The 16,170-nt window shown below is 41.6% G+C and carries 18 protein-coding genes; 7 read left to right on the plus strand and 11 right to left on the minus strand.

Annotation, left to right across the window (positions count from 1 at the left end):
• Positions 1–356: 356 nt before the first annotated feature.
• On the plus strand, positions 357–1,577 hold the full coding sequence (locus tag FTT78_RS10695; RefSeq protein WP_004975428.1) for an OmpP1/FadL family transporter: 1,221 nt from the start codon (positions 357–359) through the stop codon (positions 1,575–1,577).
• 72 nt (positions 1,578–1,649) lie between these two features.
• Here FTT78_RS10695 and thrH read toward each other — a convergent pair whose 3' ends face one another.
• A complete protein-coding gene (thrH, locus tag FTT78_RS10700; protein ID WP_136143847.1) occupies positions 1,650–2,267 on the minus strand; it encodes a bifunctional phosphoserine phosphatase/homoserine phosphotransferase ThrH in 618 nt (205 codons plus the stop codon).
• Positions 2,268–2,460: 193 nt separating this feature from the next.
• Between thrH and FTT78_RS10705 the strand changes: the two genes are divergently transcribed.
• Positions 2,461–3,192, plus strand: coding sequence for a phosphoadenylyl-sulfate reductase (locus tag FTT78_RS10705; protein ID WP_179996036.1), 732 nt, complete (start codon positions 2,461–2,463; stop codon positions 3,190–3,192).
• Positions 3,193–3,370: 178 nt separating this feature from the next.
• The gene (locus FTT78_RS10710; RefSeq protein ID WP_180044289.1) at positions 3,371–4,750 is read left to right on the plus strand and encodes a wax ester/triacylglycerol synthase family O-acyltransferase; all 1,380 of its coding nucleotides are present in this window, start codon (positions 3,371–3,373) and stop codon (positions 4,748–4,750) included.
• 59 nt (positions 4,751–4,809) lie between these two features.
• On the opposite strand, the gene FTT78_RS10715 is transcribed toward FTT78_RS10710, so the two are convergent.
• From FTT78_RS10715 to FTT78_RS10740, 6 genes are all read right to left on the minus strand, one after another.
• A complete protein-coding gene (locus FTT78_RS10715) occupies positions 4,810–4,980 on the minus strand; it encodes a PA1571 family protein (RefSeq protein WP_004975418.1) in 171 nt (56 codons plus the stop codon).
• Positions 4,981–5,109: 129 nt separating this feature from the next.
• Positions 5,110–6,564 (minus strand): ribonuclease G, encoded by a 1,455-nt coding sequence (gene rng, locus FTT78_RS10720; RefSeq protein WP_104852376.1) that lies wholly within the window; start codon positions 6,562–6,564, stop codon positions 5,110–5,112.
• 39 nt (positions 6,565–6,603) lie between these two features.
• Complete coding sequence (locus FTT78_RS10725; RefSeq protein ID WP_004975413.1) at positions 6,604–7,170, minus strand: Maf-like protein; 567 nt, start codon at positions 7,168–7,170, stop codon at positions 6,604–6,606.
• Positions 7,158–7,664, minus strand: a complete 507-nt coding sequence (gene mreD / locus FTT78_RS10730; RefSeq protein WP_154320436.1) for a rod shape-determining protein MreD — start codon at positions 7,662–7,664, stop codon at positions 7,158–7,160. Before mreD ends, FTT78_RS10725 begins: the two co-directional genes overlap by 13 nt.
• Entirely contained in the window at positions 7,651–8,508 is an 858-nt protein-coding gene (mreC, locus tag FTT78_RS10735; RefSeq protein WP_167846190.1) for a rod shape-determining protein MreC, read from the minus strand. Before mreC ends, mreD begins: the two co-directional genes overlap by 14 nt.
• 16 nt (positions 8,509–8,524) lie before the next feature.
• Positions 8,525–9,571: a rod shape-determining protein gene (locus FTT78_RS10740; protein WP_004975408.1), complete on the minus strand. Its 1,047-nt coding sequence runs from the start codon at positions 9,569–9,571 to the stop codon at positions 8,525–8,527.
• A 137-nt stretch (positions 9,572–9,708) separates the two neighbouring features.
• Here FTT78_RS10740 and gatC point away from each other — a divergent pair, with 137 nt between their 5' ends.
• From gatC to FTT78_RS10760, 4 genes are all read left to right on the plus strand, one after another.
• Entirely contained in the window at positions 9,709–10,023 is a 315-nt protein-coding gene (gatC, locus tag FTT78_RS10745) for an Asp-tRNA(Asn)/Glu-tRNA(Gln) amidotransferase subunit GatC (RefSeq protein ID WP_004975405.1), read from the plus strand.
• Between the two features lie 52 nt (positions 10,024–10,075).
• On the plus strand, positions 10,076–11,554 hold the full coding sequence (gatA, locus tag FTT78_RS10750; RefSeq protein ID WP_180044287.1) for an Asp-tRNA(Asn)/Glu-tRNA(Gln) amidotransferase subunit GatA: 1,479 nt from the start codon (positions 10,076–10,078) through the stop codon (positions 11,552–11,554).
• The gene (gene gatB, locus FTT78_RS10755; RefSeq protein WP_154320433.1) at positions 11,554–13,029 is read left to right on the plus strand and encodes an Asp-tRNA(Asn)/Glu-tRNA(Gln) amidotransferase subunit GatB; all 1,476 of its coding nucleotides are present in this window, start codon (positions 11,554–11,556) and stop codon (positions 13,027–13,029) included. Before gatA ends, gatB begins: the two co-directional genes overlap by 1 nt.
• 106 nt (positions 13,030–13,135) lie before the next feature.
• Positions 13,136–13,501 carry a hypothetical protein gene (locus tag FTT78_RS10760; RefSeq protein WP_154320432.1) on the plus strand — a complete coding sequence of 122 codons (366 nt, stop codon included), beginning with the start codon at positions 13,136–13,138 and terminating at the stop codon, positions 13,499–13,501.
• Positions 13,502–13,789: 288 nt separating this feature from the next.
• On the opposite strand, the gene FTT78_RS10765 is transcribed toward FTT78_RS10760, so the two are convergent.
• From FTT78_RS10765 to FTT78_RS10780, 4 genes are all read right to left on the minus strand, one after another.
• Positions 13,790–14,167 carry a hypothetical protein gene (locus tag FTT78_RS10765; RefSeq protein WP_179994823.1) on the minus strand — a complete coding sequence of 126 codons (378 nt, stop codon included), beginning with the start codon at positions 14,165–14,167 and terminating at the stop codon, positions 13,790–13,792.
• Positions 14,164–14,820: a hypothetical protein gene (locus FTT78_RS10770; protein ID WP_178866930.1), complete on the minus strand. Its 657-nt coding sequence runs from the start codon at positions 14,818–14,820 to the stop codon at positions 14,164–14,166. The genes FTT78_RS10765 and FTT78_RS10770 overlap by 4 nt, the downstream gene beginning before the upstream one ends.
• Positions 14,821–14,858: 38 nt before the next feature.
• Entirely contained in the window at positions 14,859–15,008 is a 150-nt protein-coding gene (locus FTT78_RS10775; protein ID WP_180044285.1) for a hypothetical protein, read from the minus strand.
• A gap of 61 nt (positions 15,009–15,069) precedes the next feature.
• A complete protein-coding gene (locus FTT78_RS10780) occupies positions 15,070–16,011 on the minus strand; it encodes a hypothetical protein (protein ID WP_178867002.1) in 942 nt (313 codons plus the stop codon).
• Positions 16,012–16,170: the final 159 nt, after the last annotated feature.

Here is a 16,170-nt window from a genome sequence, read left to right on the forward strand (position 1 = left end):
TCAACAATACAAAAAATTTCTGTAAAATCGTACATGGTAGTTAGAGCCTTTGGGTTGTGTCGTAACTTTCTAAATGGCTCTAACTACCTTTTTTTCAAGGGCTTTTCTTATCCGTAATTCGGGTTAACTAATGTTTAAATTTAAAGCAATTAAACTCATATTTACCCAAACATCACCCTAATAAATTATTTAATAAAATTCATTTACTTAAGACTTTAAAATAGTACTTTTACTCTAATCAACTGCTATTTATAACTTATTCAGTTCATTTATTCTGCGAAATTGAGCATTTACTCTTTTTTCAAATGTGTTACTTTTCCTGCACTTTTTGTTACATAAAGCATCAGGGAACGACCATGAAGCTCAATAGAATTTATTCGGCTATTTTACTTAGCACTCTCCCACTTACACCTGCGCTTGCTGCTGGTTTAGACCGTTCCGGTCAATCTATTGCTGCATTTTTACAACCGGGTAATTATGCAGAAGCAGGTATTTCTATTTTAGATCCAAATGTATCTGGTCAAGACAAAGATAAACACCAAGCAGATGACATGGCAGGTGATTATTACTTCCCACACGCTGCATTAAAAGTTCAAGCAACTAACAAAGTGTCGATTGGTTTAATTTACGATCAACCTTTTGGCGCCGATGCTGAATATTTTGGGAACAATAATTTTGTTGAAAGTAGACCTGTACCATTTCAAGGCAGTACTTCTGTTGTGGTTGATACCCAAAATTTAAACCTGTTAGTGGGTTATCAACCTAATGAAAATTGGAATCTATATGCTGGTGCTGTATATCAGACAGTAGATGGTACTGTTATTTTACGTGGTACTGCATATTCAGCCTTTAATGGTTATGATTTTAAAACAGGTGAAGATGAGTCTGTGGGTTGGTTAGCGGGTGTTGCTTATCAAATCCCTGAAATCGCACTTAAAGCTTCTGTTACTTACCGCTCTGAAATTGAGCATGAAATGACTGCTTATGAAAACTTTGGTGCAATAGGATTTACCCAAATCCCTACACTAGATGCAACTATGACGCAAATTAGTTCTACTACAGGTAAAACACAACTAACAACACCACAATCTGTCAATCTAGATTTCCAAACGGGAATTATGGCGAACACCGTTGCATTTGCAAACCTTCGCTGGGTGGACTGGTCAAATTTTAAAGTACAACCATACAAATTTGGCAAGCTTACTCAAATATTAGGCCAAGCTGGTTATGTACCCACCAAACCCAATGGATTTAACCTTATTGACTATAAAGATGACCAAATTTCTGCAACTGTTGGTGTAGGACGTAAGTTCAATGATCGTTGGGGTGGTAATGTATCTGTAGGCTGGGATTCTGGTGCCGGCAACCCTGTTACGACCTTAGGTCCAACTGAAGGCTACTGGAGTGTGGGTACAGGTGTTCGCTACTCACCTACCGAAAATTATTTCATTGGTGCAGGATTTAAATACTTCTGGTTAGGTGATGCTGATGCCGTCACAGGTGCACACACGGAAGCAGGCAAGTTTGAAAATAATTACGCTGTTGCATATGGATTAAATATTGGCTACCGCTTCTAAATCAATGCACTGTTAATATTGCATAAAAACAAAGGGCATCAAATGATGCCCTTTATTGTATTCAGCTTCAGATTAAGCAGGAATATCTCGTACCGAAGCACCACGAATTGCTTCTTTTAATGCTGCATAACCATGAATTGCAGGGAATTGTGGGAATTCTGCGATCACATTATCAGGTGCATCAAATAAGAAACCTTTGTCCGCTTCACCTAGCATCGTTGTATCGTTATACGAATCACCTGCAGCAATTACACGGAAATTTAAACCGTGTAATGCTTTAACCGCCTGGCGCTTTTGGTCGGGTTGACGCAATTTGTATGCTGTAATCATGCCATTTTCATCTGTTTCTAATTTGTGACAGAAAATTGTTGGCCAGCCCAATTGCTGCATCAACGGATGTGCAAACTCATAGAACGTGTCTGAAAGAATAATCAATTGGAAGTGTGTGCTCACCCACTCTACAAACTCTTTCGCGCCTGGGAATGGCCCCATGTCTGCAATCACGGCCTGAATATCATTTAAGCCCAAGCCATGCTGCTTTAAAATATTTAAACGCTGAGTCATCAACACATCGTAGTCTGGAATATCACGTGTAGTTGCTTCTAGTTCTTTAATTCCAGTTTTTTTAGCAAAGTTGATCCAAATTTCTGGAACTAACACACCTTCAAGATCAAGACATACGATTTCCATGGGTTCTCCCAAAATACCAATAAAAATTTTCACTATCATAGCCGAAGATTCGGTTTTTGCCTTGTTCTTTTTTAAATCTATTTAGTTCATAAGCATTTATTTTTTAGTGATAATAGAGTTTTGACAATTCTATTAAAATAAGCGCTTAATTCAGTAAGATTAGCTTCTCCAAGCCGAATGCTAGGAACATATAATGACCACCATTCCAACTATAGATATCGTTGATGCACTCGCAACCGAATATGCAGACAAATCGCCTAGCGAGATTTTAAAACTTGCTTTGAACCAGCAGGGTGAAGTTGCAATTTCTTTTTCTGGCGCAGAAGATGTGGTACTGATTGATATGGCGTCTAATTTAGGTTTGCCATTTCGTGTATTTAGTTTAGATACAGGACGTTTGCATCCTGAAACCTATCAATTTTTAGAAACTGTACGCAAATATTATAATATTGAGATCGAAATTTGCTTTCCTGAAACTGAAGCAGTGCAACAATTGGTACAAGAAAAAGGCTTATTTAGTTTTTTTGAAGATGGACATCAGGAATGTTGCGGAATTCGTAAAGTTCAGCCTTTACGCAAAAAGCTGGCAACACTAGATGGCTGGATTACAGGTCAACGTAAAGACCAAAGTCCAGGTACACGCCAAGATATTCCTGTCGTACAAGCAGATGCAGGATTTTCAGGTCCAGATAAACAATTAATCAAATACAATCCACTGGCAAACTGGTCAAGTAGTGACGTGTGGAATTACATTCGCATGATGGAAATTCCATACAATCGTTTGCATGAAAAAGGTTTTATTTCAATTGGCTGTGAACCTTGCACCCGCCCTGTTCTTCCGAACCAACATGAACGTGAAGGTCGTTGGTGGTGGGAAGAAGCAACGCACAAAGAATGCGGTCTACATGCTGGAAATTTAAAATAATACATCTATTACTACAATAAAAATCACAGTTTTACTGTGATTTTTATTGACTTGCGATGGCGCAAAAATCACTATATTTGTTTGATAAAAAAGATATACTGAATTAAATCTTATATAACTCTAAAAACCTTGTTCAGATAAGAACAAGCGTAGAAATTGCAGTGAGGCAATCCACAATATGCGTCCATTACACCCTATTGATTTTATTTTCCTATCACTCGAAAAACGTCAACAGCCCATGCATGTGGGCGGATTATTCTTATTCCAAATTCCAGAACATGCACCAGCCACTTTTATTCAAGACTTGGTTGCCGATATTCGCAATTCAAAGTCGATGCCTATTGCACCATTTAACAATAAGCTCAATGGTCTGTTTTGGGATGAAGATGAAGAGTTCGATCTCGATCATCACTTCCGTCATATTGCCTTGCCAAAACCAGGCCGTATTCGTGAATTATTAACTTATATTTCACAAGAACACAGTTCACTGATTGATCGTGCCAAACCTTTATGGACTTGCCATATTATTGAAGGCATTGAAGATAATCGTTTTGCAATGTTCTTTAAAATTCATCATGCCATGGTAGATGGCATTGCAGGCATGCGTTTGGTGGAAAAATCCCTTTCGCACGACGAAAATGCAAAAAGAATTGTACCACCTTGGTGTGTAGAAGGCCCACGTGCTAAACGCCTGAAAGAACCGAAAGTCAGCCGTTTAAAGAAAATTTTTGGTGGAGTTAAAGGTCAGTTTGAAGCAACCCCTCGCGCAGTTTATGAAGTATCACAAACCGTTGCTAAAGATATGGGACGTAACCCCGATTATGTTTCTAGCTTCCAAGCACCAAGTACCATCTTAAACCAACGTGTGAGCGCCTCACGTCGTTTTGCCGCGCAATCTTTTGAGTTTGCACGTTTGCATCACATTGCTAAAGCTTTGGGCGTAACCATTAATGATGTGGTACTGGCAATTTGCTCAGGCGCATTGCGTGAGTACTTACTCAGCCAATATGCTTTACCGAAAAAACCTTTAATTGCGATGGTGCCTGCCTCTATTCGTGATGACGATTCTGAAGTATCTAATCGAATCACCATGATTTTAGCCAACTTGGGTACGCACAAAGAAGATCCGCTTGAGCGTTTAAAAATTGTGCGCCGCAGTGTACAAAATGCCAAGCAGCGTTTTAAGCGCATGAATGCCAATCAAATTATGAACTATAGTGCTTTTGTTTACGGCGCTGCTGGTTTAAATATTTTGTCAGGCATTATGCCAAAGCGTCAGGCCTTTAACTTGGTGATTTCCAATGTACCTGGCCCACGTGAACCTTTGTATTGGAATGGTGCAAAGCTAGATGCACTATACCCTGCTTCAATCGTGTTAGATGGACAAGCTTTAAACATTACCATGACCAGCTATTTAGACAAATTAGAAGTTGGTTTAACTGCTTGTCGTCATGCCTTACCGAAAATGCAAAACTTATTGCAACACTTAGAAGATGAAATTCAGCGCTTTGAACAGATTATTGATGCGCCTGAAGGGGTCAATAAAATCGTGGATTGATACGTCAATCCATCAGAAAAATAATTCAATAGAATCAATTAAGGGGCAATTGCTGCCCCTTATTTTTGAATAGTACGACACTGTTTTAATAATTGCTGACAAACTGCGCTAACCATTGCAGTGGTAATTTGAGTTTCTTTACCTTGCTCATCCACAATATAACCGTTATGTGTCACTTTACGATCTAATACTTTTAAACTCTTTTGAATCACAACTTTACTCATACCCATGACATACCTCATTTGCTAAACCGAGGGAGATGTTCGGCTTTGGCTACTCTGTATGCTTAGTATTGAGAATTCACTCAAAAAAGTAAAATTTCAGATGTAACAACTGTTTAGCGATATCCTGTTACAATTTCAGCTCAAAATGATATCGTATTGCTCTTGCGTATATAAATTTTCCACCTGAAATTTAATCACACGGCTGACAAAGTGCTCTAAATCCGCCACTGCTGGCGCTTCGGCAGTTAACAATCGGTCAATCACCGATGGGTGCGCAACGACAGTAAAGCCACGTTGTGATTCAAATGCGCGTGCGTATCTTAAAATTTCTCGAAAAATTTCGTAACATACTGACTCTGCTGTTTTGACATATCCCCGTCCCTGACAAGTTGGACAGGCTTCACAAAGTAAATGTTCTAATGATTCACGGGTGCGTTTACGGGTCATCTCGACCAAGCCCAGTTCAGACACTTGGGTAATTTTGGTCTTGGCATGATCTCGTTCAAGCATACGCTCAAACTGACTCAAGACTTCATCACGATGCTGTACTTCTTGCATATCAATGAAGTCGATAATGATGATGCCACCCAAATTACGCAAACGTAACTGGCGGGCAATGACCTGTGTCGCTTCCATATTGGTTTTAAAAACAGTGTCTTCTAAAGTCCGACCACCGACATAAGAACCCGTATTCACATCAATGGTGGTCATGGCTTCGGTCTGATCAATCATCAGATAACCGCCTGACTTTAATGCCACACGGGTTTGCAACGCTTTTTGAATATCTTCTTCGACATTGTATAAATCGAACAGTGGGCGCTCGCCTGGGTAATGAATCAGGCGATTGTGCATATTGGGCACAAACTCATCCACAAATTCTTTTAATTTGGCGTGAATTTCACGAGAATCGACATAAATTTTGGCGGTGTTATCATTCGCCAAATCACGAATTACGCGTTGCGGTAACGGCAACTCTTCAAAAATCAAAGAAGGCACAGCAATGCTTTTTTGTTTACGCTGAATGTATTCCCACAATTTTGCCAAGTAACACATATCTTGCACTAAGGCCGCTTCATCGACGCCTTCGGCTGCTGTGCGTACAATCACTGAGCCTGGTAATTTATGCTCAGCCTGAATGGTTTCAATGATCCCGCGTAGACGCTCACGTTCTTCACTCGATTCAATGCGTTGTGATACGCCAATATGACTGCCATACGGCATTAGAACCAAATAACGCGAAGGAATGGAAAGATCAGTGCTCAGTCGTGCGCCTTTAGTACCGAGCATATCTTTCATCACTTGCACGGTTAGAATTTGCCCAGGCTGCAATAATTCAAAGACATTCGGTGTAGGTTGGCTGCGCGGCCAAATCATGTCATTGATATGCAAAAAAGCAGTACGCGATAAACCAATATCGACAAAAGCGGCTTGCATGCCTGGCAGCACGCGCACCACTTTGCCTTTATAAATATTGCCCACCAAACCACGCTTGGCTGTACGCTCAACGAATAGTTCATTGACCGTGCCGTTTTGAATTAACGCCACCCGACACTCCATCGGTGTGACGTTAATCAACAACTCGTCAGACATAATAAAACTCAAAACATTATAAAAATTTTTGTGCAGCAGTTAATTTAGTGCCTTAACTGTCTGTAATAACTGTACGGTTTCATAGAGTGGCAGGCCGACAACATTGCTATAACTGCCCTCAATACGCGGAATATAACGTGCTGCGATGCCCTGAATCGCATAAGCACCCGCTTTTCCAATCGGCTCACCTGTTGCCCAGTAGCTTTCCATATCATCTAGGCTAAGCGATTGAAATTCAACCTGTGTACGTACCACTATACTGGATTTTTTCTGTTTTGTACGCACACAAACCCCTGAAAAAACATCATGTTTTCGACCAGAAAGTTGTGACCAAATGGCAAAGGCATGTGCTTTGGATTCTGGCTTGCCCAAAATCTGCCCATCTACGCCTAGACTGGTATCGGCAGCAATCACAATAGCATCAGGAAATAGCCGTAAAACCGCATCGGCTTTGGCACATGCCAACCGCTCAACATACGCGGCAACATCTTCGCCCGCTAAAATAGATTCATCGATGTCTGGACTGTAAATTTCAAATTCCAGCCCAAGCTGTTGCAGGAGTTCCCGACGGCGCGGTGAACTTGAGGCAAGAATTAAATGCGCCATTTTCGCAAGAAATAATACAGCACAGGCCAGAGCAAAATACTACTCAGCAAAGGTTGCCAATGACGGGCAAATGGGAACTGAATCCCACCCATGACTTGCATCACCCAAATCAGGGCGAGGTGAGCCAAAATTGCGATTACACTAATGACCCATAAATTCGCAAACGTCATAATACGGCGCTCACGAGTCAGGAAACGCGCCACAAAAGTAATCACCACAAAACTCAAGGCATTCATGCCCAAAGGTGCATCGAGGAGCAAGTCTGCAAACAAGCCTGTACCAAAGGCAAACCAAATACCACACCAAGTTGGTTGCCCAAGCACCCAAAACAAGGTCACCATCAACATAAACAATGGTCGCCAACCCGAGCCTGTATAAGACAGCGGATACACCATGAGTACAGATGCAGCAATTACAGAAAAAATAATCGGAAATAGTGGATCTTTATTCTTGTTTTGTCCGAGTCGGGTTTGTCCAATTTTAGCGATTGGCATTTGGCTGCTCCTTCGCTAAAGATTCTGAGAACAGCACCACCACATGATGACCACCCGCCAATTGTGCTGCAGGCATCACATCAATTTGTGCAAACTCACCAGAATTATGTCGGCTGATTTTGGCAATGCTTCCAACCAAATATCCTGCAGGGAAATGCTCGCCCAAGCCTGAGCTATAGACTTTCTCTCCAACCTGAATATTGGCACTGGTCGGTACATATTCCATTTTCAAACGCCCTAAATCGCCCGTACCCGAAACAATGGCTCGCATGCCTGTATGTTCCAAACGCACTGAAAGTGAGTGTTCTTTGTCAGAAAGCAACATGACACGGCTACTGTGTGGATACACAGCAATGATCTGCCCCATAATGCCTTTATCATCCAAAACGGTTTGCCCGACTTTGAGCTGATTTTGTGAACCACGGTTAATCACAATAATGTGGCGCAAAGGATCGGCATCGGTACCAATTACTTCAGCAATTTCCATGCGTCCATCAATGATTAGAGGCGTATCGAGTAGACCGCGCAGGCGAGTATTTTCTGCAGAGAGTTCAGACAATTTTTGCAAACGGACTTGAGCCTGTAATAGCTCTGCCTGCATCGCGGTATTTTCACGACGCAATTGAGCCTCAGACTTACTTTGTTGACTTAGCCATTCTCGCGACAATACAGGATAGCTTGCAAGGGCATAAATTGGATTATATGCCGCATACAAAACATCACGTGCAGGTTGAATTACATGCGGGACACGCCAGTTAAAGAACAGGATGACCAAGCAAGTAATGACCGCAATTATAAAAGAGCGAAAAGATGGCGGTTGTCTGGAAAACAGATTTGTTTGCACCGCCGAATCCTATGTATTAGCCAACAAATAACATATCGTGGTTTGGATTATCAAAGAATTCCAAGACCTTGCCACCACCACGGGTAACGCAAGTTAATGGTTCTTCTGCGACTACCACAGGCAAGCCAGTTTCTTGTGCCAAAAGCTTGTCTAGGTTACGCAATAACGCACCGCCACCGGTGAGCACAATTCCACGCTCTGCAATATCGGAAGAAAGTTCTGGTGGAGTTTGTTCCAGTGCAGATTTTACTGCCGATACAATACTTTGTAATGGATCAGAAATAGCTTGGGTAATTTCATCAGAAGTTACAGTAATGGCACGTGGCACACCTTCTGCCAAGTTACGACCACGCACTTCAATTTCCAGTGGTTTAGCACCTTCATCTGGCAAAGCCATGCCGACTTCTTTCTTAATGGTTTCTGCTGTGGTTTCACCAATCACACAACCATGTGCCTTGCGTACATAGTTAATGATTTGCTCATCAAACACATCGCCACCAATACGCAATGAATCTGAATATACACAACCTTGTAGTGAAATGATCGCGATTTCTGTCGTGCCACCACCAACATCTACCACCATTGAACCACAAGCTTGCTCGACTGGCATACCTGCACCAATTGCTGCTGCCATGGGCTCTTCAATTAAACGGACATCTCGTGCGCCTGCGTTAAACACGGCTTCACGAATGGCACGGCGCTCTACCAAAGTCGATTTGCATGGTACACACACCACTACACGCGGTGCAGGTGGGAATAAACGCTTTTCATGCACTTTGCCAATAAATTGGTTCAGCATGGTTTCAGTCACTTCAAAATCTGCGATGACACCATCTTTCATTGGGCGAATTGCAGAAATATTTGCTGGGGTACGACCCAACATTTGTTTGGCATCAAGACCGACTGCGGCAACAATTTTCTGTGAACCGCTGTGACGAATTGCCACAACTGTCGGTTCATTTAATATAATGCCTCGTCCTGGCGCATAAATAAGTGTATTTGCTGTACCTAAATCAATGGCTAGGTCTGGCGAAAACAAGCCAATTAGTCGTTTTAGAATCACGGAGTCGTTCTCGATTAAACTTTATGTGGACGCAAGTTGGCAACTTTAACTAAATGTGGTGCGTTGAACAAGTCAATCGCTTATTATAACGCACGATATTTTGAAATTTTTTATTAATACTGATTTTAGGTGATGTTATGTCTACCTCGGATGCTCAGCATTCTGCAGATTTAAATGCACAAACAGTTTCAGCAATTGCCCATCTTGCTCGTCTTAAACTCAATGATACGCAATCTGCTGAGTATGCTCAAAGTCTAAATAAAATTTTAGGCATGATGGAAAGCTTAAAAGGCATAAATACCGATGACGTTGAGCCTTTAAAAAGCCCATTTGACCACCCTCAACCATTACGTGAAGACGTCGTAACCGAACAGAATCATCGTGAGCAATATCAAGCTGTTGCCCCTGCAGTTCAGGATGGCTTGTACCTTGTTCCACGTGTGATTGAATAATTTATTCGGCTGTTACATTTTGACTTCATAAAAAGGTAAAAGAATTTTTCTCATGACAGATTTACATCGCTTATCGATTCGTGAAATCTCTGAGGGTTTAGCGGCAGCCAAATTCTCCTCTCGCGAACTAACAGAACATTATTTAAAACGTATTGCCAAAATTGATCCGCAAGTGCACTCTTATGTCACCGTGACCAATGAAGTAGCACTGGCACAGGCGGATGCAGCCGATGCGTTGCGTCAGGCAGGTCAAGCGACAGCACTGACAGGTATTCCTGTTGCACATAAAGATATTTTTTGTACCCAAGGCATTAAAACCTCTGCGGGTTCAAAAATGCTGGACAATTTTATTTCACCTTATGATGCAACTGTGGTTGCGCAAGGTAAAAACGCAGGTTTGGTCACTTTGGGTAAAGTGAACATGGACGAATTCGCAATGGGTTCAACCTCTGAAAGTTCGTTCTATGGCGCGACCAAAAACCCATGGGCACTTGACCATGTACCGGGTGGTTCGTCAGGTGGTTCGGCTGCTGTCGTGGCGGCTGATCTTGCACCATTTGCTACAGGTACAGATACAGGTGGTTCAATCCGTCAGCCTGCGTCTTTCTGTGGTTTAACAGGTCTAAAACCAACTTACGGACGTGTTTCACGTTACGGCATCATTGCTTATGCATCATCTTTAGATCAGGCAGGCCCAATGGCACGCTCTGCAGAAGACTGTGCATATTTAATGAATGTAATGGCTGGTCATGATTCCAAAGACTCAACCTCTATGGATAAAGCGGTTGAAGATTATGTGGCGAACCTGAATGCAACAACGCTCAAAGGCTTACGCATTGGTATTCCGAAACAATACTTCAATGTGGCTGGTTTAGATGCTGCGGTGAAAGCACGTGTTGAAGAATCACTAAAAAAATTAGAAGAATTGGGCGCAGTATTGGTTGAGATTGATCTCAACATGACTGAAAGCTACGTGCCAACTTACTATCTGATTGCCCCTGCAGAAGCATCGTCCAACCTTTCTCGTTACGATGGTGTGCGTTATGGCTACCGTGCAGAAAATCCTCAAGATATTTTAGACCTTTACAAACGCTCGCGTTCTGAAGGTTTTGGTGCAGAAGTGCAACGTCGTATCTTGATTGGTACGTATGCTCTTTCTGCGGGTTATTACGATGCTTACTACGTGAAAGCACAAAAAGTCCGTCGTTTAATTCAGCAAGACTTCTTAAAAGCCTTTGAACAGGTCGATGTGATTGCAGCACCAACTGCACCAACAACTGCCTACAAAATTGGCGCGTCTTTAGACCCTGTTGAAATGTATTTGGGTGATATTTACACCATCGCAGTGAACTTAGCGGGCTTACCAGCAATTAGTGCGCCTGTTGGTTTTGACCAAGATCACTTGCCTGTGGGTTTACAATTGATTGGCAATTACTGGTCTGAATCACAATTGTTATCTGTGGTACATCAGTATCAACAAGCGACAGATTGGCATACTCAACGCGCTGCAATTGCTGAGGAGAACGCATAATGGCGAAGAATACTGCTAAACCCAAATCAAACCTGATTGATGGCTGGGAAGTCGTGATTGGTATTGAGATTCATACTCAGCTTGCAACCAATTCTAAAATTTTCTCAGGTTCATCCACCGAATTTGGTCAAGACCCAAATACGCAAGCCAGCCTTGTTGATTTAGCTATGCCGGGCGTCTTGCCTGTGTTGAATAAAGAAGTGGTGGATTTGGCAATCCGTTTTGGCTTGGGTATTGATGCCTACATCGACCAAGCCTCTGTATTTGCACGTAAAAACTACTTCTACCCGGATTCTCCAAAAGGCTACCAGATCAGCCAGATGGATAACCCGATTGTAGGCTTGGGTCATATCGACATCCAACTTGAAGATGGCACAACCAAACGCATTGGCGTAACCCGTGCACACCTTGAGGAAGATGCAGGTAAATCGATTCACGACCAATTTGAAGGCATGTCAGGTATTGACTTAAACCGTGCAGGCACACCTTTATTGGAAATCGTATCTGAACCAGATATGCGTTCGGTTGAAGAAGCGGTTGCTTACATTAAAGCGATTCACACACTGGTTCGTTGGTTAGGTATTTCTGACGGCAACATGGCTGAAGGTTCGTTCCGTGCGGACTGTAACGTGTCGTTACGTCGTCCGGGTCAACCCTTCGGTACACGTTGTGAACTTAAAAACCTGAACTCATTCCGCTTTATTGAACAAGCGATCAATGTTGAAATTGAACGTCAAATGGAAATCTTGGAATGGGATGGTACGATTGACCAAGAAACACGTTTGTTTGACCCTGTGAAGATGGAAACGCGTTCAATGCGTTCGAAGGAAGAAGCCAACGATTACCGTTACTTCCCTGATCCAGACTTGTTGCCTGTGATTATTCCTGATGCGCAAATTGAAGCCATTAAAGCGACTATGCCTGAGCTTCCTGCTGCACGTCGTGCACGTTTCGTGGCGGACTTTGGTGTAACTGAGTACGATGCTCACGTGCTCACATTGACTCGTGAAATGTCAGAATTTTACGAAGCTGTGGTTGCTGCGGCTGGTGGCGCGGCACACGGTAAAATTGCAGCAAACTGGGTGATGGGTGAATTCTCAGGTGCACTCAATAAAGCAGGTTTAGATTTGGCAGACTCTCCTGTATCTGCCGAGAAACTTGGCGGTATGATCGCACGTATTGTAGACAACACCATTAGCGGTAAGATTGCAAAACAAGTGTTCGGCTTTATGTGGGATGAAGGCAAAACTGCAGACGAAATTATTGCGGAAAAAGGCTTGAAACAGGAAACTGATACAGGTGCGATTGAAGCAATTATTAAGGAAGTGCTTGCTGCCAACGAAAAAATGGTTGAAGAATATAAGTCTGGTAAAGACAAAGCCTTCAACGGTTTAGTCGGTCAAGTGATGAAAGCATCTAAGGGTAAAGCCAACCCTGCTCAAGTGAATGAATTAATGAAGAAATTGATTGGATAATTTATTCGATAATTAATTGATTTTATGTTATAAAAACCTCGCTTAATGCGGGGTTTTTTATATTTAAATCTTGTGCTATCACAGATAAAATGAGGGGGATAACAAAATGAAAAGAGCAATAAGCCTGATATTGAGTTGCGTTGTATTCACAGGATGTGCTACTTCATCCAAGAACCTTACAGCATCATACGTATCACCATTACAGTATCAGCAATATAGCTGTGATCAGCTAGGACAAGAGGCTAGCAACATTCAAAACAGAGTAGCTGAAATTGGCGGTTCAGTAGATTCTCGTGCAACACGTGACAAATGGGTAACAGGTGCAGGATTAGTACTTTTTTGGCCAGCACTCTTCTTTATTGGAGGAAATAAAGCTCAGGAAGCAGAGTTCTCAAGATTGAAAGGAGAATACGAAGCTGTGCAAAAGATGGCTGTACAGAAGAATTGTTTAACATCTCCAGCATCGAAGTAACTCTATTTAATAGAAGCTTATTTACATTAATAAGCTTCTATCAATTATAACTATAACCATCTGCAATTTTTCCCAAAACTATGTGCTTTCAACATCGGTTGGCATGAACAACCTACTCGGGAAATTTATAGCTATATCCAACCTAAAGGCTATTTATTACGTGGCGAAGCAGTGAATAAAGAATTTGAGAAGTTGTATCCAAATCTTATTTAATTTTATCTCCCATTCCACAGCGAGAGGAAATATCACACCCTCAATAGAATATTAAAATTACCAACAAACCTTCTCTTAAAAACCGAGGTCTTTACAAACATTCTCCTTGTCTAAACCCTTGAGTAATACACGATATTCTTTGGTTTCTGCATCAATTTTCTTTGGATTAAAATGTCGATTGGCTTGGTTTAAAGCAATAACATCTTGATAGTACTTACGAACATCCACACACAAAATACGGATTTGCTCGCGCTCATCGCCCCTGAGTCTGGCTCGTGTCATCTTTTCATCTATAGCACGATTAGAATCTAGCCCCAAATAATAACGCTCTGTCACATAATCATGCGCAGTGGCTTGTTTCAGGCTTTTGGCAGAAATATTAAAACTGAATAAAGCCAATATACTAAATCCTGAAATTTTAATTGTGCTATGCAGCAAATGTTTTAACTTCATAACTGTGGATGCTCCGTCGGTAGTCGATTCCAAAACCAATGAATACGGCCTTGTGTATCAAGCAAAGTATGTGTCTTAATCTGCTCATGTGTAACATTGTTGCCCCAGCAGGCATTTGCACTATTTCGGTTATTATGTAGATATATTTTTTCAGTCGTATCATCAATTTTTTGTGGTGGAATGCAGACTGCATAGCCAGCAGGAATCCATAAATCTGCCACAACTAAAGCTTGTTGTTTGGTGTCATATAGACCAACAGAAATCACCAAGTCCAAATAAGGGTCGCTGGAAACGAACAAATGCGGAAAATTATGCCCTTCTAAATCTGTGCAAATTGTAGGAAATAAAGTCCGATCTTGCCCTGAAGATGCTGTGTCTAAATATGGATTGGCATAAGCTGCAAATTTTCCGTAAATGTATTCACAATAACTAACGATATCGTACTCATTTTCAATCTTGATACTTTTGCCCTGTCCAATCAAATGCATACCAAAAGCTGCTGCCAATTCTGGCGTGATTTTGAAAGGTGGATAAACAATTGATTGTGTAACCTCAGGAAAATCAAGTTCTGTGATCACCCCCCATTTGGTTTTTTTCTGATTTTTTGCTCGAACCCGAATGGGTGCTAAACAACTTAAATCAGCTGCTGTCACAGCTTCGGTCTTAAGCAAAGTTCTCTGAATTCTTTTATTCAATGCGGTGAAATGTGGCCTGCCCCGTTCATTAAAAAATACGGTGTCGCGCTTAAATCTACCGTAATTTCATCGACCATCTCATTCAACAGCATGCGCGAAAAATAAGTCCCCGTATCTACACGCTGCTCTGTGTTTTCTTTTTTCATTTTATTTTCTTTTAAATGACTCAATTCATTTGAATACCCAGCTTATAAAGCTAGGGGTTGGTTATTTCATTTGATTTAACATATTTTTTGCGCCCGCATGATTATAATTTTTGGCTAAATTCTGCAAAATGCGCTTGGCTTGCACTTCTGCGTTTGGAAAACGACTGCGATAACTCGACACACTGGTTAAACAACGTGCCACCAACATGCCAGATTCTGTATAAATACGCGTACCCTCTGCGCCCTGTAATTTGCCATAGTTATAAGCACGTTGCGCATTATTACAGGCATTAATTTGATTACGCCCACTGTTTAAATCACGACGTGCCGCCACATATAAACGTGTCTGTTGCTGTTGTGGTGTCTCAACCACGCGTGGTGGAGCTGTTTTTACTGGCGCAACTACAGGCTCTTTTTTCTCTTCAGGTTTTTCTTTCATTTCAGCAACTTTGGTTGCATTTGTTGTTTTTGGATTACTTTGAGCTGCTTTAGGTGCAGCCTTTGCAGGTGTAGAAACCGCGCGGTAAAAACGTCGTGCTTCATCTTCAGACATTATTTTAGTGACCAAACTCACTACTCGCGCTTCACCACGCTGTTCCAACTGGCGTTCTGCCACAGGTTCAATAGATACAATCCAACTTTCGCCCTGATTACCTACACAGCGGTATGCCCCAATCCCCTGTTTTACATCTCGATAAGTATTGAGTAGTTTTTTAGACCATGCATTTTTGACTAAACTCATTGAGCTTTTATAGGCCAGCGTTAAGCGTCCATTTTGTGACTGACAATAGCTGCCCATATATTTACGTGGAATCATAGATTCAGCAGGCTGATCTTTGCGCTGTGGCCCCCAATAATAGACATATTCTTTAGCGGCACCACTGGGCTGATTTAAGTTTTTTTGAACAATCAGTTCTTGTGCAGATGCAAAATGCTTCACCGAATTTGGGCTATATTGATCGACTGTTGCACAACCAAATAATAGGCTGCCCACCCCCCCCATCAAAAGTATTTTTTTGCAGGTCACGTTTCAATTCTCAATTGTTTTTATAGGAATGAAAATATATGAATTAGCGGAAAATAACAAATCTAACACCTTGATTTTATAGTTAAATAATCATCGCTTTATTTGAATCGCGTTTGATATTTTTATAAAACAATC

It is taken from the genome of Acinetobacter sp. YH01011 (assembly GCF_013420785.1).
Taxonomy (GTDB): domain Bacteria; phylum Pseudomonadota; class Gammaproteobacteria; order Pseudomonadales; family Moraxellaceae; genus Acinetobacter; species Acinetobacter towneri.